General features: G+C 53.1%; 21 protein-coding genes and 1 pseudogene. 11 read left to right on the top strand and 11 right to left on the bottom strand.

The features are described 5' to 3' along the window. Positions 1-9: 9 nt before the first annotated feature. The 6 genes and pseudogenes from LOZ86_RS01135 to LOZ86_RS01110 all read left to right on the top strand — a co-directional run. A complete protein-coding gene (locus LOZ86_RS01135; protein ID WP_039483271.1) occupies positions 10-1,044 on the top strand; it encodes a putative FMN-dependent luciferase-like monooxygenase in 1,035 nt (344 codons plus the stop codon). After that, complete coding sequence (locus tag LOZ86_RS01130; RefSeq protein WP_039483273.1) at positions 1,041-2,174, top strand: alkylhydroperoxidase domain protein; 1,134 nt, start codon at positions 1,041-1,043, stop codon at positions 2,172-2,174. The genes LOZ86_RS01135 and LOZ86_RS01130 overlap by 4 nt, the downstream gene beginning before the upstream one ends. A gap of 187 nt (positions 2,175-2,361) precedes the next feature. Continuing rightward, the gene (locus LOZ86_RS01125) at positions 2,362-2,688 is read left to right on the top strand and encodes a helix-turn-helix domain-containing protein (RefSeq protein ID WP_039483282.1); all 327 of its coding nucleotides are present in this window, start codon (positions 2,362-2,364) and stop codon (positions 2,686-2,688) included. Next, positions 2,673-2,987: a HipA N-terminal domain-containing protein gene (locus LOZ86_RS01120; protein WP_039483284.1), complete on the top strand. Its 315-nt coding sequence runs from the start codon at positions 2,673-2,675 to the stop codon at positions 2,985-2,987. Before LOZ86_RS01125 ends, LOZ86_RS01120 begins: the two co-directional genes overlap by 16 nt. Then, a complete protein-coding gene (locus LOZ86_RS01115) occupies positions 2,984-4,024 on the top strand; it encodes a type II toxin-antitoxin system HipA family toxin (RefSeq protein WP_039483287.1) in 1,041 nt (346 codons plus the stop codon). The genes LOZ86_RS01120 and LOZ86_RS01115 overlap by 4 nt, the downstream gene beginning before the upstream one ends. Positions 4,025-4,134: 110 nt before the next feature. Continuing rightward, positions 4,135-4,455: pseudogene (locus tag LOZ86_RS01110) on the top strand (disulfide isomerase DsbC N-terminal domain-containing protein); the annotation flags it as partial. A gap of 84 nt (positions 4,456-4,539) precedes the next feature. Here LOZ86_RS01110 and LOZ86_RS01105 read toward each other — a convergent pair. Continuing rightward, positions 4,540-5,445, bottom strand: a complete 906-nt coding sequence (locus LOZ86_RS01105) for a siderophore-interacting protein (RefSeq protein ID WP_039483290.1) — start codon at positions 5,443-5,445, stop codon at positions 4,540-4,542. Between the two features lie 457 nt (positions 5,446-5,902). On the opposite strand from LOZ86_RS01105, the gene LOZ86_RS01100 reads away from it, so the two are divergent. Both LOZ86_RS01100 and LOZ86_RS01095 read left to right on the top strand, forming a co-directional pair. Continuing rightward, the gene (locus LOZ86_RS01100; protein WP_039483294.1) at positions 5,903-6,505 is read left to right on the top strand and encodes a hypothetical protein; all 603 of its coding nucleotides are present in this window, start codon (positions 5,903-5,905) and stop codon (positions 6,503-6,505) included. Positions 6,506-6,569: 64 nt separating this feature from the next. Next, positions 6,570-6,929, top strand: coding sequence for a hypothetical protein (locus tag LOZ86_RS01095; RefSeq protein WP_039483297.1), 360 nt, complete (start codon positions 6,570-6,572; stop codon positions 6,927-6,929). A gap of 68 nt (positions 6,930-6,997) precedes the next feature. Here LOZ86_RS01095 and LOZ86_RS01090 read toward each other — a convergent pair whose 3' ends face one another. From LOZ86_RS01090 to LOZ86_RS01070, 5 genes are all read right to left on the bottom strand, one after another. Beyond that, positions 6,998-7,387, bottom strand: coding sequence for a Mor transcription activator family protein (locus tag LOZ86_RS01090; protein ID WP_039513346.1), 390 nt, complete (start codon positions 7,385-7,387; stop codon positions 6,998-7,000). Positions 7,388-7,817: 430 nt separating this feature from the next. Then, complete coding sequence (gene gorA / locus LOZ86_RS01085) at positions 7,818-9,170, bottom strand: glutathione-disulfide reductase (protein ID WP_039483303.1); 1,353 nt, start codon at positions 9,168-9,170, stop codon at positions 7,818-7,820. Between the two features lie 128 nt (positions 9,171-9,298). Next, positions 9,299-10,141 carry a 23S rRNA (adenine(2030)-N(6))-methyltransferase RlmJ gene (locus tag LOZ86_RS01080; protein WP_039513345.1) on the bottom strand — a complete coding sequence of 281 codons (843 nt, stop codon included), beginning with the start codon at positions 10,139-10,141 and terminating at the stop codon, positions 9,299-9,301. 289 nt (positions 10,142-10,430) lie between these two features. Beyond that, a complete protein-coding gene (locus tag LOZ86_RS01075; RefSeq protein WP_039483309.1) occupies positions 10,431-10,814 on the bottom strand; it encodes a TfoX/Sxy family protein in 384 nt (127 codons plus the stop codon). Between the two features lie 120 nt (positions 10,815-10,934). Further along, complete coding sequence (locus tag LOZ86_RS01070; RefSeq protein WP_106389058.1) at positions 10,935-12,290, bottom strand: alkyl/aryl-sulfatase; 1,356 nt, start codon at positions 12,288-12,290, stop codon at positions 10,935-10,937. Positions 12,291-12,551: 261 nt separating this feature from the next. On the opposite strand from LOZ86_RS01070, the gene LOZ86_RS01065 reads away from it, so the two are divergent. Beyond that, the gene (locus LOZ86_RS01065; RefSeq protein WP_225969813.1) at positions 12,552-13,349 is read left to right on the top strand and encodes a DUF1266 domain-containing protein; all 798 of its coding nucleotides are present in this window, start codon (positions 12,552-12,554) and stop codon (positions 13,347-13,349) included. Continuing rightward, a complete protein-coding gene (locus LOZ86_RS01060; RefSeq protein WP_161546738.1) occupies positions 13,349-16,075 on the top strand; it encodes a J domain-containing protein in 2,727 nt (908 codons plus the stop codon). The genes LOZ86_RS01065 and LOZ86_RS01060 overlap by 1 nt, the downstream gene beginning before the upstream one ends. A 167-nt stretch (positions 16,076-16,242) precedes the next feature. Here the strand turns inward: LOZ86_RS01060 and LOZ86_RS01055 are convergent, their stop codons facing one another. After that, on the bottom strand, positions 16,243-17,934 hold the full coding sequence (locus LOZ86_RS01055) for a molecular chaperone HscC (RefSeq protein WP_039483315.1): 1,692 nt from the start codon (positions 17,932-17,934) through the stop codon (positions 16,243-16,245). A 220-nt stretch (positions 17,935-18,154) separates the two neighbouring features. Between LOZ86_RS01055 and LOZ86_RS01050 the strand changes: the two genes are divergently transcribed. Continuing rightward, positions 18,155-18,448: a DUF2623 domain-containing protein gene (locus LOZ86_RS01050; RefSeq protein ID WP_005968196.1), complete on the top strand. Its 294-nt coding sequence runs from the start codon at positions 18,155-18,157 to the stop codon at positions 18,446-18,448. Positions 18,449-18,458: 10 nt separating this feature from the next. Here LOZ86_RS01050 and LOZ86_RS01045 read toward each other — a convergent pair whose 3' ends face one another. From LOZ86_RS01045 to LOZ86_RS01030, 4 genes are all read right to left on the bottom strand, one after another. Beyond that, positions 18,459-19,280 (bottom strand): energy transducer TonB, encoded by an 822-nt coding sequence (locus LOZ86_RS01045; RefSeq protein ID WP_039483317.1) that lies wholly within the window; start codon positions 19,278-19,280, stop codon positions 18,459-18,461. Positions 19,281-19,480: 200 nt separating this feature from the next. Next, positions 19,481-20,470, bottom strand: coding sequence for a FecR domain-containing protein (locus LOZ86_RS01040; protein ID WP_039483319.1), 990 nt, complete (start codon positions 20,468-20,470; stop codon positions 19,481-19,483). Continuing rightward, positions 20,467-20,979, bottom strand: a complete 513-nt coding sequence (locus tag LOZ86_RS01035) for a sigma-70 family RNA polymerase sigma factor (RefSeq protein ID WP_161546735.1) — start codon at positions 20,977-20,979, stop codon at positions 20,467-20,469. Before LOZ86_RS01035 ends, LOZ86_RS01040 begins: the two co-directional genes overlap by 4 nt. 179 nt (positions 20,980-21,158) lie before the next feature. After that, positions 21,159-23,708, bottom strand: coding sequence for a TonB-dependent hemoglobin/transferrin/lactoferrin family receptor (locus LOZ86_RS01030; RefSeq protein WP_111778833.1), 2,550 nt, complete (start codon positions 23,706-23,708; stop codon positions 21,159-21,161). Between the last annotated feature and the right edge of the window lie 102 nt (positions 23,709-23,810).

Genomic DNA, 23,810 nt, shown 5'->3' with positions numbered 1-23,810 from the left:
GACTGTAGAATGACAACGAAACGGCTGGGATTTTTCACGCGATTGCTGGATGACGTATCCGCCCAGCAGCGCTATCGGCTGGCGACGGAACAGATCGTCAAAGCCGAACAACTCGGATTCGACAGCGCCTGGGTCGCGCAGCACCACTTTCACGCTGATGAAGGCGGGCTGCCTTCACCGCTGGTGTTTCTGGCGCTGGTCGCCGCCCGCACTCAACGCATCCAACTCGGTACTGGCGTGATTACGCTGCCGATGGAAGAGCCGCTACGCGTGGCGGAAGACACCGCCGTGCTCGATTTACTCAGCAACGGCAGGCTGGAAGTCGGCGTCGGTTCCGGCGGCACGCCGTCCTCATTTGCCGCGTTCGGTCACGACAGCGCACAGCGCGGGCAGATCCTCGGGCGCTATCTGGAAAAACTGCGTGCCGCGTGGCGGGGAGAGGCATTGAGTGAAGACGGTAATCAGCTCTACCCTGCCGCGCCGCATTTGGATAAACGCGTCTGGCAGGCCACGTTTTCTCTTGAAGGCGCGGAGCGTGCCGGTAAAGCAGGCGATGGCCTGATGCTCTCTCGCACCCAGCCGCGCCCGGAACATTTCCCAGATGCCACGCTCGCCGATCTGCAAAATCCGATGATTGACGCCTATCTGGCCGCGCTGCCCGCTGGCGTCGCACCGCGCATCCTCAGCTCACGCAGCGTTTTCGTGGCTGACGATCGTCAAGTAGCGCTGAGTCTGGCAGAGAAAGGGCTTAATCGCTCCGCCGCCCGTTCCGGCACATTCCGCCCAATTCCTCACGACTCGGTAGAGGCGCTGATCGCCTCCTTCGATAGCCATGTTGGCACCGCGCAGGATGTCATCGCGTCACTGCGGGCAGACAGTTCGCTGGAGCGTGCGACCGATGTGACATTCCAGGTGCATTCCATCGATCCACCGCATGAGTTGATTCTGCGTTCACTTGAACTGATAGCCACTCAGGTTGCCCCGGCTTTGGGCTGGAAGCCCGCCGTCAAACAGAAAAGCCCGATCGGGCAGGAGATTGCATGACGCACGCTAACACGTTACACACCCATGACGTACTGGATGCGCTGGCTGAAATCAGCCCGGATTCCGCCCTCGCCGCCGCCAGAAAAACCCGTGATGCGGCAACCCGCCACACCCAAGGCAGCTACGACGCACTGTTTAACGCCGACGCCGCAGACGACGCGACATTACCGTTATCGCTGCGCTTCTGGTTTGCGACCAAAATCAGCGGCTGGCAGCAGGACGAGCAGCTACAGCATTTTTATGCCGAGCGACTGACGGACTTCCCGGAGCCCGCACTGACACCCGCGCTACAGTTGGCGCTGGACCATGCCGAACGCCTGACGAAAACGCCCGTGCAAGCTTCGGCGTCACACGTCGACGCACTGGAGCAGGCGGGCTGGTCGGTAGACAACATCGTGACGCTGTCGCAGCTCATTGCATTTGTGAATTTTCAAAGCCGATTGCTGCGCGGCTATCGCCTGATTGCCGGTCATCGCGTCAGCCAACCGCATTCACAGGCCGCTGTTGCAGGTCAGTGGCATACCCAACCGCAGACGCACAGCGGCAAGTCTGCACCGCAGGCGTTCACTCAGGCGGAACTGGGCTGGGAACCGTGGATCGAGCCCAAACCGCTGGCCGCTTTCAATGCGGATGAGCAGGCGGTTCTGGCACGCTTCGGCCACACGGATTCGGACTATTTCCGTCTGTTAGGACGCAACCTTCCGGTGCTCGAACAGCGCACGCTGACAGATAAAGGGATTTTCTATACCGCTGGTGGCCTGCCGCGTAAAGAACGCGAACTGATTGCCGCCGTCACCAGTAAGGTCAACGGCTGCATCTATTGCGCCTCGGTGCACGCGCGTAAAGCCAGTCAGCTCTCCAAGCAGGACGGCGACGTACAACGGCTTCTGGACGTTGTCCCCGGCGGGGATTTAAGCATCGGCCAAAGCCCGCGCTGGCAGGCGATTATCGATTTCTCGGCACGCCTTTCCGTCACGCCCGCACAGGTCAACGCAAACGACCTGAAGCTGCTGCAAGAACAGGGATTGGATACGCTGGAGATTGTCGATGTGGTGCAGTCAGCCGCCTTCTTCTCATGGGCCAACCGACTGATGCTCACGCTAGGCGAACCGTTCTGGCCGGAGCATTAAATCGACCTTGTGCGATAGCAAATCAGGCGACACCACATCTGCGTCGCCTGATGTGATTTATTTTCAGTGTCATAAATGAGCCAAATTAAGTAAAAAACAACCAATAAGTATTACAGGTGGACATTAAGAAAATTCACGGACTATACTTAACCCATTAACGGGTTAGATTCAAAAGTAGAGTCCATTTATGAACACAGCCACTACTGCACCAACATTACTAAAGCTCGACGCCATTAGCGAAGCTATCGACGAGCTCCGGCACGAACTCGCGCGTAGCGATGCCTCCAGCAAAGAGGTTATGCTGGAAGATCACATTCATTCGCTGGATGTATTTGGCATTCAGCTAAATACGCGACGTAAAACGTTGGGCATCGAACTCACTACGCTAGAGCTACAGACGGGTGTATCCATCTCCACGTTAAAACGTTTATTCAACGATCCCTCTCAGGTGAAGTTTTCCACAGTTTATAGCGTCTGTTCCGCGTTAGGGATAAAGCTATGCGCCGTCAAGTAAAGGTCTATCTTTACGGTGTCCACATCGGCCAGTTAAGTCAGGACGATGAAGGTTATCTGTTTGAATATAAAAAGTCCTACATCGGCCCGCCATTATCATTGAGCCTACCAATACAGACCGGCACATTTCACAGCAAAACATTACCGCCCTACTTTGCCTCGTTAGCTCCCGAAGGCTGGCTCCGGCGACAGTACAGCCAGCTTCAGCACCTAGATGAGAAGGATTTATTTGGCATCCTCATTCAAAATGGTAAGAACCTGATCGGTGCCGTGCAACTGATCGCGGAGGATAAGTCATGATAAGATGTCGAATTTTGCTGACACCGCTGACACACGAAGAAGAAATCGCCACAGGCTATAGCCGTAAAGGGTTAAAGCATCTGACGGGATCAATGCACGCTTCCTCGACCTTACGTTTCACTCGCCAGCAATTTATGCACGACCTGCCACAAGCACAGAAAGGCATGAGCATCTCTGGCTATCAGCCCAAAATTCAGATGGTATTAGAAGAACGGGCGTTTACCGTCGTTGATCATCAAGGGCTGTACATCCTCAAGCCTTCTCCGATTGAATTTCCCCATTTGGCAGAAAACGAACACGCCACGATGACATTAATGGCACGCCTGAGATTTGCCGTTCCACCACACGGGTTACTCCGTTTTAAACCGGAGCAGGCTGATGACGAACCTGAGTTTGCTTTCGTTATTAAACGCTTCGACCGCGATGAAAAAACGGGTCACCCTATCCATCAGGAACAGTTGGACGGTGCAATGGGGATCGGTGAAAAATTCGGTAAAATACACACAGATGGCAGACAATACGTCAGTTATGAGCGGTTGGCTTTATTCCTTAGCAAACACGTTAATGACAATATCGTCTTCAAAATAGATCTGTTTCGCCGTATCGCTTACGCCTACATGCTGGGTAACAACGACATGCACCTGCGTAATTTTGGTTTGATACATTCGCGCTCAGGTTCGTTAATGCTGGCTCCCATTTATGATTTTGTTTCCGTCGCCCCCTATCCCACCTATTTTTCTTCCTGCTTCATGGCACTACCGCTACTGATTCAAGAAGAGGGGGATGAAGCACTCGCGCCAGGATTTGAAACCGCATACGGAGAATACCTTGGTATGGATTTCATTCTGTTCGGGCAGCGTATCGGGCTGAGTGAAAACCTGACCAAAAAACTACTGGCAGACTTTCTCAAAGAAGCTGAATGTGTTGAATCAACCTATCGGGATTCCTTTATGCCTGCGGATGCTATTGAGACAACGCTGCGGTGCTATCGACACCGCCTGAAGCTTATGAGCATTCTCGATGCAGAACGGATTTAGTGCTTTAGAATCAAACGTCTTGCTGCGTCACTGTAGGTATCGGTGCAGTGGCGCAGAACTTACCGCTACGCTATCCGGCAGGCAATGACTCACGATACAGGCGCAACACCATGATAAAACGCTTCTTCCTCACGCTCGCTTTATTGACGCTTTCAGCATCGTCACTGGCGCAAGATGCCCTGCCAGAGGTGATGAAGAGCATCGAAAAACAAGGTATTACGATCATCAAGCCGTTCATTGCACCCAGCGGCGTGCAAGGCTGGCTGGGCAGCTATCAGGGCGTAGGGGTGACCATCTACTTAGCGCCGAACGGTAAGCATGCCATTTCGGGCTATAGGTATGACGAACACGGCAACAACCTGAGTGAAGCGCTAATTCAGCAGGAAGTGTATGTGCCTGTCGGTCGGAAAATGTGGCAGAAATTACAGCAAGTGGTCGAGCTGCCGGATGCACAGCAGTTGGCGGAGATGATGGGGAAATAAACACAGGAGGGAATCTCCCTCCTGACGTTTCTCTTAGCGATGCGACCAGTACGCCATAAAGTTGATCGTCTCTTTATCGAGGTGCCGCTCGTCGAGCAGATAGCGGCGCAGCCTTTTGATGGCGGAAGACTCTCCCGCCGCCCACGCGTAAAACGGACGATGTGCCGTTGCCCGTTCCCACAGTAGCTCGTCTTCCGGCGTTTCCTGTGCGATCTCATCACGGTTGATACAAGCACTGGCGGGAATATTCACGTCCTGTTGCACCGCAGCCAGCAGGCGTTCGCCCCATACTGTGCTGCCCATTTCCTCACGCGGCAACCAGTGAATCTGCGCAAACGGGAAGTCGCCCGGTGTCACGCAGTCAGCCGCTTTTGGTACTTCAAAAAAAGCCTGCACTGACGGCGGAGAAGGCTGGGTAACCAGCTGTTCAAGAATCCCCATTGCTGCAGGCAGCGCCGTTTCATCCGCAATCAGCAGCACTTGTTCTACACCCTCGTGCGGTGCCCACTCATAGCCGCCGCTGTCGCTACCGGCCTCTGCATTGGGCGCGACAATCTGTAGCGCATCACCCGGCTTAGCATGGCCCGCCCAGCGAGATGCTGGTCCAGTATCGCCATGCAGCACAAAATCGATCGTTGCCTGCAGTGACTCGCGTGAGACGGAACGCAGCGTATAAGTGCGCAAAGTTGGACGACGCTCACGCGGCAGCGCCAGATAGTCCTGATACCAGGTATCGCTCACGGCCATTGGGGTCAGCTCCCCGCTTTCACTAGCGAGCAGCAGCTTGATGCGCTGATCCGGCGCGTCCAGTTTCATCTGGCACACTTCCGGGCCAGTGAACACACAGCGAGCCAATGAAGGCGAGAGTAGCGTCTTACTCTCTAAGCGTAAGTTGAACAGCCGATAGGCGGAAGACGTCGTGCGATTAGCTAAAGACATAGTGGGAAAACCGGTATGTTTTGTAAGAAAAAATCAGTTAGCGGGATCAAACCCATTGCCGCAACTTACCATAAACAAAACACTAACGATAATCATTATCAGTCTATTATCTCAAAATGCTGAGACGCACACTGATAGGAAGCCAAGTTAGCCTCGTTGTATCGACCTAACCTCATCCTCTGATTTCTGCTTTTAACTCCCTACGCTTTATATACAGGAGAGTGTGAGAGTTAGCATTAGGCTACATCATTTCTAATAAACATCTGTGGTATATCGATTATTTATCTTACGGAATTACTAATTATCATAATAATTTTAATTAAAAGAAATAATTTTTTAATCTCAAAAAAAATGAAATATATAATTAACAGGATTTAATTCCCCGTTATGTTAGACAGAGAGACATGGATAATAGCAATCGAACCTAATATCGGGTTCATAATAAAAGGAACACACTATGTCTAATCAATACAGCGTTGAATTTATCAATAAATCAAGTAATTCAGGCAATGTGGCAATTTTCCAAAAAGCGCCTGACCAGAAGGCACGGAATATTTTCTCACTAGCATGGTTCAGCAAGTTCGTGAATCCGAATGTGCATGAAACCTTCCGCTGGAACATTGATTACTCTTTCGTCTGGTCAGATACCGGTGTAGTCAAACCTGGTGTTATTTTTGAAGGCGGTGAAGAAATTCCTGCCAACCTTCAGTCAGCTAACACCATCACATTGGACTATAATGGAGGATATTTCTTTGGCTCGACATCATTCACAGGCCAAGCGGGTTCACTCTATATTGATGAAAGCGGTAACGTTCCACTCAAGCAGGCGGCTGTTGGTATCGGAATGAGCAACGCAGGGACTTTCGTACAGGCGGCACAGCCAAATTTGCATCTTGAGTTTATCCCACACCCTTCTTACTGGATTGTATTTGGTAACTATGAAGAAGGTGAAATTTTGGATGTTGAGCAAATCAGCGATGCCGTTGAACTAGTGTTCGAACCCAACATTTACAACGTTATCGCTACACTGCAACAAAATAATACTTGGTCTATTTCCTGATCCAGCAATCGGAAGGCAGGTAAGTTCCTGCCTTCTTCATCCCCTATTTTTTTGGAGAAACAATATGTCTAATATTTATATCATTGATCAAGGTGTACAAAGCGGTCCTTTCAATCAGGCTGAGACAGAAAAGGAATTAGAAGACTACCTTGAAAGAAATCGCTACGCCAATATGAAGCAAGCCATGAATGACGTTACATCTGGAAAAGGAAAAGTGACGGGCGACTACACCTATAATACTTACCCTGTGCTACATGCCTCTTCTGGCAATGGTCAAAAAAGCGTGAGTATCTTTTTCTACCATGCCGGAACAGATAAATACCTGATCGCAATGGGAGAACATACAACCGCAACGTCTTATCTATTAAGCGATTTCGGACAGAAGTCTGGATATTTTAAATTAGGTAAAACTATTAGCATCTAAAAAGTCATAAATAAAAAGCATCCAACTCCAGTTGGATGCTTTTTATTTTATAACACTATTCATGGATTTTATTTACACACAGTTTTCTTTATATTAGCAACTTGCCTTACACCGAGATTGTATATCTTAGCAACTTCAGCGCGAGATTTCCCTCTATCCAATAAATTGATAATTTCACGATTCCTTAACTGCCTGTCAATATTTTTTGCATGAGGAACATCAATGCTTAAACCACCAAATTCATGGCATAATCTTTCAACAGAATCCCCATTAATATCTAAACAAAAAAACTTTGGTGACTTGGGAATATATTTACACTGACCACCAAATAACCTTGAGAAAATATAGGCATCCTCCAGCCCCATGATATTAATTAGTTCCTGAAGTTGATCCGGTAATTTCTTTATATCAAGTCCATAGAAAAAATCATTATGTGTCGTACTTTCTTTATAGCTCATAGAACCATTCCTTGTGTTGTTCCTGTGAGTTTGATGACATCACATTTACAACGCTCAAACGATGGGGAAACAATTCATGCTATAGATTGTTTTTAGATGTAAGACAAGTGACCTAATCATGAAATTTTTCAGCAATGAGAGAGCTATAAAATAGCTTACTTCCGTAGAAAAAATGAATGGAAACACTTTATAATAGGCGATTTTATTAGCAATAAATTTATTAAAAACACATATTGTTTTTGAAAAAACGATTTTCTATCTATTTATTGGCAAAAAATAGATTGCTCAACACCAATAGAAAAAACTACCTGAAAAAATTAACTGTATTATATTCCTTGCCTTACATACAAAAATGCTGGCCAAATAGTTCACTATTCGACCAGCCTATTTTCATTTTTCAGAAAAGCAGTAAACCCGCTTCCCTACTCCATTACCGCATCGTCACAAACTCTTCTGACGCAGTCGGGTGAATGGCGACGGTGTTGTCGAAGTCTTTCTTGGTTGCGCCCATTTTGACGGCGACCGCGAAACCTTGCAGCATTTCGTCCATACCAAAACCGATGCCGTGGATGCCGACGATTTTTTCTTCTTTACCCACGCAGACCAGCTTCATGCGGCACGGCTGGCGGTGCTGCGTGACGGCGGTGTACATCGCGGTGAAGGCAGATTTATACACTTTCACCTGATCGTCACCATACTGCGCACGCGCCTGCGGTTCGGTCAGCCCAACGGTACCAATCGGCGGGTGGCTGAAGACGACAGTCGGGATATTGCTGTAATCCAGATGCTCATCCGGCTTGTTATTAAACAGACGCTCGGACAAACGGCGCCCTGCCGCAACAGCAACCGGCGTTAGCTCGACGGCACCGGTGTTATCGCCTACTGCGTAAATGCCAGGAACGTTGGTGTTCTGGAATTTATCGACGTTAATATAGCCCTTGTCGTTCAGCTCTACACCGGTGACGCTCAGGTTCAGATTATCCGTCGCGGGTTCACGACCAATCGCCCAAATCAGGCAATCGACGGTTTGTGACTGGCCGTTTTCCAGCTCCAGCGTCAGGCTGCTATCGGCATTCTTCACAATCGATTTCGGGATCGACTCGGTATGCAGCGTCGGCCCTTCGGTGTTCATCACTTCCACCAGCGTATCGACAATCAGCGGATCGAAGCTGCGCAGCGGCGCGTGTTTGCGTACAAACAGGTGAGTTTCAGAGCCCAGCCCGTTTAGCACGCCAGCAATCTCCACCGCAATATAGCCTGCACCGACGATAGCCGTGCGCTTCGGCAGCGCATCCAACTCAAAGAAGCCGTCGGAATCGATACCGTATTCCGCACCGGGAATAGCAGGGTGAACCGGACGACCGCCCGTCGCAATCAGGATATGGTCAGCCGTGATTTTTTCGCCGTTCACTTCAACCGTGTGCGCATCGACAAAGCGGGCAAAACCGTGGATAACATCTACCTTATTCTTACCCAGCACGTTGTCGTACGACTGGTGGATGCGATCGATATAGGCGCTACGGTTCTTAACCAGCGTGCCCCAGTTAAACTGGTTTACCGTGGTATCGAACCCGTAATCCGGCCCGTACTGCTGGATCGCTTCGGCAATCTGCGCCGCATGCCACATGACTTTCTTCGGCACACAGCCGACATTGACGCAGGTGCCGCCCAGATATTTTGCTTCGATCAACGCACATTTCTGTCCATACATCGCCGCGCGGTTGATAGACGCGATACCGCCGCTGCCGCCGCCAATAGCAAGGTAGTCATAGTGTTTGGTCATCAGTGTATCCATGCTTAAGTGAATAAAATTTGCCTAGAGTGTAACGCCAGAGCCCTACGCCGAATAAAGGTTATGCCTATGGTTGCAATAGGAAAAAACGACAGCATCGCCCACCGCAATCGCGTGTATTACTCCGGTACGATTTGCTCCACCAGCGTATGTCCGGTGCCTTCCGGTACCAGCACGCTATGCAACCACGGCAGCACGCTCTTCATCTGAGATGCCAGCTTCCACGGCGGGTTAATCACAATCATGCCAGACGCCGTCATGCCGTAGCGATCGCTGTCCGGCAGCACCGCCAGTTCAATTTGCAGAATGTTGCGAATGCTCGTGGCTTCCAGCTCTTTCAGCATGCGTTTGATGTGCTGACGCAGCACCACCGGATACCACAGCGCAAATACGCCAGTGCCAAAACGTTTATGCCCTTCCTGAATGCCTTTCACCACGGCCTGATAGTCCGTTTTCAGCTCATACGGTGGGTCGATCAGCACAAATCCCCGACGGGAAAGCGGCGGCAGCTGTGATTTCAACTGCTGGTAGCCATCGCCACGCAGCACTTTGGTACGCGAATCTTTCTGGAATTCATTGCGCAGCAGCGGGAAATCGCTGGGGTGCAGCTCGGTTAGGTGGAGCTTGTCCTGTTCACGCAGCAGCTGCCGGGCAATCAGCGGGGAGCCGGGGTAATAACGCAGCCGCCCATTGTGGTTATAGGTGTGCACAGCCTGCATGTAGGGTTCGAGTTCAGCCGGAATGTCGTCACGCTGCCAGATTTTCGCGATGCCATCCAGATACTCGCCCGTGCGCTCGGCATGTTCGCCGCTGAGCTGATAGCGACCGGCACCCGCGTGGGTATCCAGATACAGGAAAGGTTTCTCTTTCTCTTTCAGGGCAGTGATGATCAGGCTCTGAACGGTGTGTTTCAGCACGTCGGCGTGATTGCCGGCATGGAAACTGTGGCGGTAACTTAGCATGCTTGCTTTCCGGTGAAGTTTTTATAAATAACGTCGATTAACCGACAGTATAACCGTCTGCGACGGAAAATATCCCCTCAATACCGAAACAACACCTCACCCTGCGAGCCGCCCCGCAAACCGGCCATTTTTATCTTCTTAAATCAGTAAATTGAGAAACATGGCCGTTTTTCATTCGATTGAAAGCTAGCGATATTCGGACAGATAAAGGGGCAACATAGTACTCGGAAAATCAACCACACTAGAGCTGCGTTTTGCTCGGTAGCCTCTTACGGACAGGTAAAAACATTCACGGGGTTAGCGCGTGGGTAGATTTACCTTTCAGGTGTGCAGTGCGTCGTGCGGCCTCAATGCCAGATGCTGCCCAACGGACAAACGTTTCCTGCTCTTCCATCGCGTCATCCGGCAGCTGTGAGAAAGATAAACAAATGGTTTTGAGCTTGCCATCCTCTCCACGGCGGGTATAGGTGAACGGCTGACACCCTGCCTTATCAAAAAGACTGCGATTCAGGTCGTCTGTTTTAACGAAAATCTCACCCTGATTGTTGATAAGTAAAACCATTAGGCCATCGTAAAAAATCGCCAGACAGCTAAACATCTTACGCGGAACAAAACGGCCGAGTGGTGAGAGCTGATCCATGATGAACGTGGTCAACTCTCCGGAAATATTCATATCAGTCTCCTTTGACGCGGTACGCTGGACAGGTTCACAGGCACCTAAATAGGCGTTGATGGACGCAGAATGCCGGATAAATCCGGCATTCTATAAGAATATTAAAGTAAAGGTAGCAGGTTAGAGATTTTTCTTCAGATACCGCGCCGCGGTCAGATAATAATTACGCGCAGTCGCGTTATCCTGACGTTCGCCCAACTCGGTCAGCGCATCCGCTTTAATCTTTCTGGCTTCTGGGTTATGTGGTTCAACGGCCAGCACATAATCCGCCTGCTCGGCAGCCCACTGGAAATCGCCGGACGACAGTGCTTTCTCCGCGCTTTTAAGCATGTTCGCCTGACCTCCGGTCATAGCCAGTAACCGTGTGGCACGATCTTTCTCAGTCAGCGGATAGATGTGTGTGGCATTGCCATCAAACCAGCCCGCCTGCTGCACATAAATACCACGTACAGTAAACGCTACGCTGCCGTAATATTCCTGTAGATAAGGATTTTCTGCCAGTTCTGGCGGCAGTTTCACCGTCTGTACCAGTTCATCCGGCGTCATTCCTTTGGCGATACCGGCCATCGTCTGATCCCAGACGCTTTTGATACCGTCACGGTAAGCGGTCAGCGCGGCCTTGACGTCGGCGGCACCGCTGACTGGCTGCATGTGCCCAGGAATGAGGTGCTCTGCGTTCAGTGCAATTATTTTGTCCAGACTGGTAATCCACTCATCAATCTTGCGAGTTGGCAGACCACGCAGCGGGGCGATGTTCGGAAAGGTTTTCAGAAAATTATCACCCGCCAGCAAGACCTTCTGCTCAGGCAACCAGACCGCGGTGTTTTCGTCAGACTCACCCGGCGTATGGAGAAGTTCCATTTTTACGCCTGAAAGGGTCAGGTTCTTGCTGTCACCGTCAAATGTTTGGGTCGGTGGCAGAAAACCTTCACGGGTGTGTGGCGTTTTACGACCGTATTCAAGCTGCGTGCCCGCATTGATAAATTGGTCATCGGGCAAGGAAGTCCCGAAGGCATCACCGCCCTCACGCTTTCCACGGCCAGTATCCGGTTTTGCTGTAACCAAAAGACGGTGGCTGATAATTTCTGGCTTGTCATTACCGGCAAAAACCGTCGCGCCGCCGGAGTGGTCGGGGTGGTTATGTGTGTAAATGATGGCTTGCACAGGCCGAACCATACGGCTACCGAATGCTTCAATGATCGCTTTTGCATCCACAGGATTTGCCGACGTATCCACGATAATCGCGCCCTCTTTTCCCTGAATAAGGGTCACGTTTGCAGCCGAATACCCAACGGCCACATAAACGCCTTTTGCGACTTCCACTATCTGCTTCTGAAAATCGGCATTATGTGCGAGCAGCGTTTTTGCACCCGCCGTTTCTTCATGCGCGCCTGCGTAGCCTGCCGCCGTCAGTGCCATAACCGTTGTGAGCAACAATGTCGCTTTCCTCAGTTTTCCGTCGAAATACTGTGTCATCTTTTCTCCGTCAATTCACGACTCTGAGTCCTATTTCTGATTCATGTATCAAAAACGGGAGGGACAGGAACAAAACCCACGCAAAACCTAGCGAATTGGCAGGATTCCGTAATCCCCGCAGCATAAAAGCAGCAGAGCCAAAAAGGTATAGTCATAAATGACAGTCCACTTCTCATAAGTGAGAGGGTGTAGTGAGAGGAGCGTTCCGTTTCGAGCCTTCACCTGACAGGCGTCATCACCTTACTCTGGAGTCTGGAAAACGTGCCCATTGCGCGTGGGATATTTTTCGTTTCCCAGACGGGTCACATACAGTACGATCGCACGCTAACCATGATGGAATTGGACGTTATTCTGATGGAACCTGAATATCAGCGCTGGCTGATGGCGCTTTCCGCCCCGATGGTCGCACTCAATATCAAGTACGGTGCCCGCTTCTGCGAGCCGACCTTTTATGAGCCCGGTGAACCCATCAGTCTGAGCAACAGCTGGGGTATCACCTCCCGCGAAGGCCTGATCGCAATGATTAACGATATGACAGACGGCGGCCACGCCGAGCGTCTGGCGTATTACTATCACCTTTGGCACCACCTGACGGCATCCGAATGGCAGCAGCACTGCGCCAATCAATCTGAAGACGTACAGGGTGCACTCGCGCTAGTGACCGAAACGGCCGCGCTGTGCGGTGAAGGCGGGATCCGCGCCTGGGATCTGGGACGTATGAGTTTCCTGAGCCGCATAGGATTACTCAACGGCTGGATTAGCGAAAAAGAGAACCTGTGGATTCACACCCGGCTGGCCGACAGGGCGCGTTACTATTACCGCAGTTGGGAAAATTATTACGCCGCATTCCTGATCGGCCGCACCTACTGGCTCGGCTCGGATGAGGAAGATCCGGAATGCCAGCGCTACATTTTCAGCAACTGTAGCCAGATTCCTGACTACATTGACCAGATCGGCACGCTCTATACCCACCCAGACTGCCCGATTCATGACCTCGACTGGGATGTTGATCCGATAGAAATGGATAAGCCCGAGTCCTTACCAGAAGCGGAAATATAATGGACACACTGTGCTGGCAGCGGCTAGGCATTGAGCCGACTCAGGATCTGGATGTTATCCGTCAGGCTTATCGTCAGAAAGTGCCGCAGTTTCACCCGGAAACCGACCCCGAGGGCTTTAAACAGCTGCGCGACGCGTATGATACCGCCTGTAAGCTGGCGAAAAATCCCGTACCAACGGATGATGAAGCACATACGGCCACCGAATCACACGCCTCCTCGGCAACCGAAAATACCTCCGCCGAGCAGGCCGATCCCCAGTCAAAAGCGCTGGTTAACGCGTTTGAGCAGCTGTTAAGCAACCCAGTTGAACGTTTCGTTCCGCTGCACTGGGAGCGCTACATTCAGTTGTTGAATCAGCAGGATTTCGAGGTGATCGATCGCATTCGCTGGCCGCTGCTTAAGCGCCTGATGCGCGAATCTTGTATCTCAATCCTCTGTGTCCGCATACTGGCCGAACGCCTGCGCTGGCAGCAGCGACAAGGGGAACTGTCCGGCGACGGGGTGGAAGATGTCCGCCACTTCCTCGACTCGCTCGGCTATGAAGATCTGTTCGATTTTTCCCTGCTATCTCACCTGAGCCTGCCCGCACAGCTGGAAACTATCTTCTATTTCCAGCAGGCCAACGGGATGTACTGGAATCGACCCGCATTTATGTTGGGCACGCTGCTGCGCACCCCGACCGCGATTTATTGGCCCGACAGCCCGACGCTGATGCAAAAGCTCGCGCGCTGGCACAGCCACGCCGATGTGCCCAACGCCATCCTGCGCGATTACTGTCTACAACAGTTGGATGCGGCTCCGAACGACGCGGAATGGCTCGAACTCAGCGCCAGCCTCTGCTCACTGACTGGAGAGAGCGAGCAGGCCTTCACGCTGTGGCTGACGCTTTATCAGCAAACCCACCATGCACAAGCGGAATACTGGCTGATTAACTGGTGCAAACAGCATCAGCCGGATGCGCTTCCCTTACTGATTCAGTCGTTCAACCACACGCCAGCGCCGGACCTGACAGGGCTAGCGCTGGACGATCCGCGCCAGCGTTTCTTCATTTCTCAGCACAACACCCAAATGTTGATACGCTGGGGAGAAGCGCTGAAGCTGTCGCTGTCGCCGATGGCGGAAAGCTATGCCCGCTGGAAGCTGGGCAAACAGGAGCTGCAGGACATCTACCGACACCTGCTGCTACACAGCGGGGACGCGATTCAGGATCGCCTGTATTGGCACGCCAGCATGTTAACCGTGGGTAATGAACGCCTGTTGCAGGACATTCTGGCGCAACCATTGCCTGAGGAACCGCTGTATGCGTTGATCTTACAGGGATTACAGTTTCAGGCGACACAGCGCCTATCCTGGCTGGACACCTCCGGCGCGATTCACGCCTTCACGGAATGGCTGTATTCGCCGTCAGAAGAGGCGTTACCTGGCGTGTTCACTAACCAGAAATCGTCCGCCTGGCTACAAGCGCAAACCTGGCTGCGACAATGGCGCCCGCTGTCGCTGAATCAGCTTAACAAGCTGTATAGCAGCGGCATACATACGGAGGAAATCGACCCGATCAACGATTGTCTGGTCGAGCTGTCCGCACGCTATCAGTGCGATGTGTCTCTGGTGCCGCAAGGGGCGGAGAAGCCGCAGGATCTCAGCGCTAAAGAGGAACTGAGACAGGCTATTCTGATCGCATTAATGATGACCGATCCAGCGTCTTGTCTGGGTTTACCGCGTCAATCGGTGCTGCCCGAACTGGCCTTAAGCCACCCTGCGCATTCGCTCTCTCGATTCTTCCGCAAGGCGGAATACCACGATGGTGATGTGGTGACGCCGTTGAAAAAACAGCTGGAACTCACCGATCCGCTGCACTATCACTGCTGGATGAACTTCCCCGTTTCTATTGAGGAATATCTCGGCAGCAGAGAGACTTACAGCGAGTCTGCTGCAAGCCATTTTTATCTTACCGATGAGCATTGGCAGGCGGAACTGGCGAAATCGCCCATCATCTACCAGATCTTTTTCCACGCGTCTTATGCCCTTGTGGGAGAGGAAGAACAGGCCGAGCAACACCTTGAGCGGCTTGCCGCTATTCCCGTAGAAACGGAGCAGGAAGATGCGATCCGTACCGCCTTTACCGAAGGGTCGGATGAACTGGATAAACGGCTAAAACAGCTCTCCGACGACAAACGGGTCACGCTCATCGGCAAGCTGATTCAGAACTGTGCGAAGGATGACACATCCTTATTCGATAACAGCGATCAGGAATTTCTAACCGAGTATCTGTCCTATCCGCACGGAGACGCTACGCTAAGATTGGTGTCGAAAGTGCTGCTGCAATGTGCCGATCGGCGCGAACGTCAGTTCCAAGCATCACAGGCTAAAAAAAGCTACTGGTGGCAACTCTGGCGCACGAACGCTCGCATCGGCCGTCTCGGTTTTCTGATGCAGGCTGGGTTGGGAAGCTATTTTCTCTATCGCGCGAGTGACTGGATCGGGTCGCCACCGGCGTCTATTCAAGGGCTGCTGATGGTGCTCATCGTGCTCAATCTGTTGAGTGCGACGCGTCGCCGCTATAACGATATCGGTTCCAATATGCCGTGGGTGATGAGTTTCTTCACCCTACTCATACCGCTATTTCTGCTGCTCCCCTTGCTGACACCGAGCCTTAACCGCTGGAACCAATTCGGTCCGCCGCCGGCTGGCAAGAAAACCGAAACGGACACCATGCCTAGCTGACGACAATAACTCGGGCGGCGTAGCAATTATACGCATGCATATACCCAATAGATTTCGAGTTGCAGGACGGCGGCAAGCGCAGGAATCCCCAGGAGCTTACTCAAGTAAGTGACTGGGGTGAGTAAGCGAAGCCAACACACCTGCTGCTTGAAAGATGACGGGTATATTTAGCGGGATACCTCATCCAGATAGCGCTCAATACGCTGCCGCGTTTCGTCAATCGCAGGGGCGTATTGCCCTGCTAGCACCTGTTCAAAATCCCGCAGCCAGAAGCCAATCTGCTCCCGCTCTTCCAGACGCGTCTGCGCCCAGGCTTTTTCCAGCCGCGCCAGCAGGTTGCGGTTCATCAGGTTATCTCTGGGGTGAATCTTCAGCGTTTGCAGCTTGTGGTGACTTTTCTGTTGCTGCTCGGCACTCAGGCCGGTCGGGCTGCGATCGATCACTTTCGTGAAGTTATCGCCGCTGTCCGGCAGATTAACATCCACTTCCAGCAGCCCATTGATGTCATAGCTGAAACGTACCTCAATGGATTGCTTATACGTTTTCGCTTTTATCGGCATGGTGAATTCATCGATAAACACGTTGTTATCGACGTAAGGGCTTTCCCCCTGATAGATCGCGATGCAGATGTTGTCCTGCCCAGCGGAGCCCGTAGAAAACGTCTCGACCCGCGAGGTCGGCACCACCGTATTGCGCTCCAGTATCGGAGAAAACAGGCCATTTTGCTTATCGTTGGCGGTCTTAATCCCGAGGGTGTACGGGCAAACATCCGTCAGAATCACCTCTTCGATGTCCTGCTTGCGCAGCCGACAAGCGGCCTGCACCGCCGCGCCTTTGGCGACAACGGTATCTGCATCCAGATGCTGATAAGGTAATTTGCCAAACAGCCTGACCACCAGCTTCTGGATAATCGACATCTTTGATGCCCCGCCGACCAGCACCACGTGGTCTAGCTGCTCCGGTTTCAGGCGGGCATCGTGCAGCGCCTGTTCTATCGGTGCGCGAATGCGGTTCATCAACGGCAGCCAGGCCGCTTCGATGTCTTCATTATCCAGTACGATGCGCCATTCTTCCTCGCGCCAGTGCCATACCAGCTCATTCGATTGAGAAGGAAAGCCGGGCTGACATTTCAGCGCTTCTGCATGGCTGTAAAGACGTGCCAGATCCGTCGCAGGAATCGCCGAATCCTCAAGCTTCCACGCATTCAGACAGGTTTTCACCATCGCCTGCGTGAAGTCTTCTCCCCCCAGATAGTTGTCGCCCGCCGAACTGTGTACTTCGATCAGCGGAAACGCGTATTCCAGCACGCTGACGTCAAAAGTGCCGCCGCCTAAATCGAAGACCAGCGTACGCCCCAGTTCCTGCATGTGTAAGCCGTAGGCCATAGAGGCAGCGGTGGGTTCATTGATTAAGCGAACCGCATTCAGCTCTGCCAGTTCTGCCGCAAAACGCGTCTGCTTACGCTGTTCATCGCTGAAATAGGCTGGCACGGAGATCACCACGTCCTTGATGGGGTGCCCGAGGTAACTTTCCGCATCGGCTTTGAGCGATTTCAACACCATGGCCGACAGCTCGGCGGGAGAGAACGTTTTATCCCCGAGCCGGAAGGCTTTCTTGCTCCCCATGTAGCGCTTAAACAGCGACGCCGAGACCTGCGGGTGCGTGGTCAAACGGGAAATCGCGGGTTTACCAACCAGAATGCTGCCGTCTTCATCAATGCTGACGGCCGAGGGAGTGGAGTTGTCATTCAGCGCATTCGGTATCAGGCGGGCCTCGCCATTTTGCCAAACGCTAATCAGGCTGTTCGTCGTGCCCAGATCGATACCAATCGCCAGAGAAGCGTCTTGCGGGTGCGTCATGCTGTTATTCCTTATTTAACCATTCCGTACACTAACTATTCCCAGAGTGCCCATCAGGCGCAGATCGCTAGCCCGTTCGGCGAACAGGGCAACAGTATATACATCTTGATCGGGAAAAGACCGCGCACGACGGATTCAGGAATATTTTTCAACAGATCTGGTGGGTGATAAATAATCGTTATATTATTTACTATATAACGGCTATTTACGGAGCATTATCATGGGAAACCATTTTGAGCGAGGCGTCCTCGCGGGGCTGAGATCGGCCAATCCAAAATCCACCAACGACATTAATCCTTACTGCTACGACTACCGGCGCGGCTATATCTGTGGCTATGCTCACAATCTGGCGGAAACCAAAGGCGACCGCCAGCAGGCCGCCTTCGAGGCAGGGTTGTTGTCACGCCGCTACGGGCTGGAACGGGAGAGAGTCGCAGAGTTCTTTACCGAACAAGGCAACCCGTACGCGATTCGGTTTTTTTATGCAGGCTATGATGCGCACACGCCGCGCTAGTGAATGCCCGTTAGCGGCGCACATCCCGTAAATCAAAGCTAATAGGGATGGTGATGGTGAGCTGCGCATTATCTCCTATCACCTCTGCTGGCGGAGCCGGAAGCGGCTGAGCGCGCTGCGGCAAGGCGACAGATTCCTTATCCAGCGGCATCACACCGCTGCTGCTGGCTAACGAGGCGGCCAGCACATTCCCCGCCCGATCCAACGTCACACGAATCTGGGTGACGCCCTGCAATCGCTGCCGCACCGCCTGCGCCGGGTAACGCTTATAGCGGCTCAGGTGTGCCAGTAGCTGGCTGCTCCAGTCCGCCACCCCTTTACGCATCTGCGCGGCATCGCTGTTATACGGCGCAGCAACTTGCTGGCTGCTGCCCGGCAGCGGCGCGCTGGTAACCGGTGCGGGCGGTTTTTCCGATGGCGCAATCTCTTCCTGTGGTGTCGTCTCCTGCACCGGCTTTTCCATTTTTTTCTGCACTTTTTTCTGCGGCTGCGGCTTTTCCTTTTGCGCTGCCGTTATCACCGGTTTCGGCGCGGGTGCAAGCGGCGGCGCATCCTGCATCATTTTTTCCGGTTGAGCCGTCGCTTCTTGCGGCGTGGACAGCGTCTGTTGCGGGCCGACAGGCGCATCCTGAGGGCTGGGAGTCGATTGCACGCTATCCGCCACCATTAACATCATCGCAGGCGGTGGTGCTTCAATGGAGGAATCAAGCGCATGGTAGCTAACCCAGACAATCACCCCCGCGTGTAGCGCCAATGCCAGCAGCCAGCCGCTGCCCCAACGAACCGTCGTGGCGGGCTGAGCCGTATTGTATTGCCGCGTCTGTGCAGCCATTAGTCTACCGCCCCTCGCCGTGGAGACAGGAGCTGCACTCTCAATGAATGGGATTCTGAGGAGATCATCATGCGTTCTTCATCACATCGTTAGGTATAAAATGGATAGAGATAATAGTAGGTCGTCCAGCTACGAGGATCGGGCAGAAAAAAAGTGAAAACAGCATAAAAAGTAATGTTATTACGTTTTAGCAGGATATTTTATCGCGCAGCAATCTGAACCCAGTAGCGAGAGAAATAACGCACCTGTACAGGCAGCGCCTCCATCAGCGCCGCTAAAATATTATCGGTATCAGACAGTGGGAAGACGCCGGAAAACCGCAGGCTCTCCACTTCGGGCTGGCAACGAATGACACCGCTGCGATAGCGGCTCAGTTCATCAACAAAATCCACCAGACGCTGATTATCCGCCAGCAGTTGCCCTTTCACCCAGGCAGGCTCTGCCTTCGCCGTCTCGATCTGGCCGCAGCGCTGCGTAGTGAACGTCGCAGTTTGTCCGCTTTTCACCACCTGTACATCCTGACCGTTACGCTGCGGATGAAGCCTCACCGCACCGTCATACACCGCCACCTGTGTGTGTTCATCCTGCACTCGCAGACTAAAGCGCGTCCCCAGCGCCTGCACTTTTCCCTGTGCCGTCGTCACAATGAAAGGGCGCGGATATAACGCGGTCTTCTCCGCCTGACCGGTTTCGATCATAACTTCACCGCGAATCAGCGTGAGCTGGCGTAGATCGTCACCGTAGGCCACATTCAGCGCCGTCTGCGTATTCAGCAACAGCGTCGTGCCATCATCCAATAGCGCATGGCGCTGTTCGCCCACCTGCGTCTGGTAATCCGCCGTCAACGACTGCCAGAGGTCGGTGCGCGATCCCGCCACGCCAGCGCCTCCGGTCAGACAGAGAATCGCCAGCGCTTTGAGTACGCTGCGGCGCTGCATACCGTTAAGCGTCGACAGGCTCTGGTGTGCCGCCCGCGCATTAAGCTGACCCAGATTGGCACACACGGATTCGATATGCTGCCACGCCTGTTCGTTATCCGCCGAGGCGTCCCGCCAACGCTGCCACTCGCGGCGATCCTGTTCCGTAACGCTGTCGGACATCAGTTGCGTCAGCCACGCCACGGCTTCACGCGCGCTGTCCGGCTGAATCGGCTGACCCTGTCGGTCACGATAAAAAGTACGATCGTTCATAGCGGCAGCGCAAAGAAACACTGGAGGTTGGCGCGTTGCAGATACTGTTTCACCGAACTGCTGGAAACCCGCAAGCGTTCGGCGATATCGCTGTAGCGCATGCCGTGGAGATGCGCGAGCAAAAACGCTTCCCTGACCGATGCAGGCAAGCCGTCCAACGCGGCATCAAGCTGTTCAAGAATTTCGAGGGTAAGCAGACGCGTTTCCGGGGAGGGCATGCAGGTATCCGGCTGCGTGCTCAGCACGTCCAGATAGGCATCTTCAATCTTTTTACGACGATAATGATTGGCGACCAAACGGCGAGCCACGGTAGCCAGAAACGGGCGCGGCTGGCGAATCGTGAGCAGTTCCTGATTCATCAACACGCTCAGGAACGTGTCCTGTGCCAGATCTTCCGCATGCTGGGCGCAGTCCAGTTTATGGCGCAGCCAGTTACACAACCAGCGGTGGTGATCGAAATAGAGCTGCTGGGCAAAGTCATTAACGCTGGCCGTCGCTTTCCTCACCATCGAACTTTACCCCAGAGCACTATTTAAACATAAGAATGATAATCGTTCTTATTTATGTTTTTCCCTCTGACTGTCAAGTTCCGAAACGAAAATTATTCAAATTTGCTGAATTTACATTACGCCCACGCAACATCCCCTCGCTAACGGGGCGGCAAGGATATCCGCCCCGAGCACCGCGATTAGAAACGCTGTAACACGCTGATTTTTACGTTACGTCCTACGCCGGATACGGATTCGCCCAGATACGGGTAGTAGTCAGTATTCAGCAGGTTATCGACCGTCACACGTGCTTCAAATCCTTTTATTGCCTGCGGCTGCCAGCTAGCAAACAGGCCATGCAGCACGTATCCCTTCGTCTTCGGTAACGCCCAGCCAGAAGCCAGCGGATCGCCGTCAGTAGGTGAACGATCCTGCTTGCGCACAAAGTCGCCCGTCCAGCCTACGGCCATATCCAGACGCGGAATTTTGGTGCCCAGCGTGGCGTGTGCTGTCGTTGGTGGGATTTCGGCGACCCAGGTTCTATTGCCCCACGGGTTACGCGGTGACGCATCACGTTCGCCACGAATCGAGGAGAAGGACAGGCTGCCAAACAGCCAGCGGCTGTCGTAGAAGGATTCAATCTCGACCCCTTCGATGGTGTATCCCGGCAGGTTGCGGTAAATCGACAGCGGCCCAGCGCAGGAGGAATTGCTGCCCGTCTGGGAAGATGCCTCGCAATACACACCGGTACGTTTGAAAATTTCGTTTTTACCGCGGTTACGGAACAGCGTGGTACGGATTTGCAGACTGTCCTCTTCCAGCATCAGGTTGTTGAAGTCCAGAATCGCCCCTAGACGAAATGCTTTAATGCTTTCTACGTCCAGATTACGGCTGCTTCCCGGCACACCCGAGGCCGCCGACTGCACCTCATACTGTTCATCGATGACGGGCGCGCGCCAGGTACGGCTGGCATCGGCAAACAGCGACAGGTTGTCCGTCGCCTTCCACAGCGCCCCAATACGCGGCGACCAGCCGGTGTAGGTCACGCTGCTGTAGTCATGTCCGGCAGACGGAAGGCTGCTGTTATAACGAGAGGCAATGTTGGGCTGCCCAGTGTTAGTCACATGGTCATAGCGGACACCCGGCGTAATCGTCACGCTGCCCAGCGTCACCGCATCCTGTAGGTAGACGCTGCGCGTTTCCTGTTCGCCAGCTGGCATGTAGTAAGGCTGGAAATAGCCATAATTATACTCGGCGCTATTCTTACCGGACGGGTAATACATCAGCGTATTGCGCTTATGCTGGTGCCAGCGCATCCCGACCAACACTGCATGGTCGAACGGGCCGGTGCTGAAACGACTTTCATTACTGACTTCCGCGAGCTGATCTTTGTAGCTCACCCAGCTCTCATTCCCCAGCGTGCCCAGATAGCTACCCTGTGCTGCCGTATCGGAGCGTCGGTCGTGCTGTTCGGTTTTTGAGGTGGCAAATGACGCCGTCAGGTTCAGCCACGGCTGGTCTTCCGGCGCAATATTCCATTTCAACGAGTAGTTCTTATCCACCTGATCGCGGTGAACCAGCTTACGTCGCCAGGCTTCTTCCCAACCATAGCGATCGACTTCCGCCTGTGTCGGTGTCGCCATGTCATCACGCTTAGCGGCAAACGGCTGCCAGCCGTCAGATTCGGAGCGCATCGCAGAGAGCGTCAGCGTCTGAGCATCCGTCAGATAGATGTTGGTCTTCAGTAAATAGGACGCCATATCGCTGGTCGAGTAGACAAAGCGTGTGCCGTCAGGGCGTTCAATGTTGTCACCATCGCGCTTGCTCATATAGAGCAGGCCATCAGCCATCCCGTCTTCCGTGCGGCCATACAGCGCGCCGCTGTAGATATTTTGTCGATCGTTGGTGTGATAGCTGTATTTGATCATCCCGCCGAAATTTTCTCCCGGCAGCAGCAGATCGCTGGCGTCTTTGGTATCAACGTGAATGGTGCCGCCGAAGCCGCCGTTGCCGCTGCGAATATCATGCGGCCCTTTATCGACGTCGATCCGCTTAATCAGCTCAGGCTCAATAAACACCGAGCCCTGACGGTATTTCTCAAAGCCTTTTGGCGCACCGTCCAACACGACTTTGACGTCTTCCATATCGCCCATGCCCCAGATATTCAGGCTCTGCCCACCCGGACGGGGAGAACCCGCCATCGACACGCCGGGGAGTTTATCGAGCAGGCCAGCAATATTATCGGCCTGCACGCGATCAACATCGGCCTGACGCAGCACGGAACGTCCAGCGGCGGCGCTATCCGATGTGCCGCCAACAACCGAAAGCGTCGGGATGATCAGGCTACCGTCGCTTCCCTCGGCGGCAAGCGCGGATTCCAACCGATAGCCCGTGGCCGTCTGGACCGCACTCAGCCCCGTTCCGGCCAGTGCAGCCGCAAACGCAGCCTGAACGGTGTAGGTTCCCTGTACGCTCCCGCTGGTTTTATTCTGTGTTTGATCGGGAGAAAACGTGAGAATGACATTGGCACGGCTGGCAACGGCCTGCAGCGTGGATCCGAGCGGCCCTGCCGGAATGGAAAACGTCACTGTCGGTGCTGCGGCAGTAGCGGCCGTTTCCGCCGCCAGCGCCGAGCCAACCGTTCCGGCACTCAAGATCAACACGCCAGACAGTGCCAGATGCACTGCCCGCGCCACCGTCAAAGCGGATTTGTGCGCGATGCGCCCGCCATTATGATTATTTATCGCCATTGTCATTCCCCTGAAGTATTGAAAAAAAAGACACATCAGGTAGGTCACGTGAAAAACCAAATCGGGCAGAAAAAGTGCAAAAAATTTCAGGGAAACCTCTTC

Origin of the sequence: Pectobacterium parvum (assembly GCF_020971565.1) — a bacterium.
GTDB classification, from domain to species: domain Bacteria; phylum Pseudomonadota; class Gammaproteobacteria; order Enterobacterales; family Enterobacteriaceae; genus Pectobacterium; species Pectobacterium polare.
The sequence above is the reverse complement of the archived record's forward strand: the minus strand, read 5'-3'. Positions and strand labels throughout refer to the sequence as shown.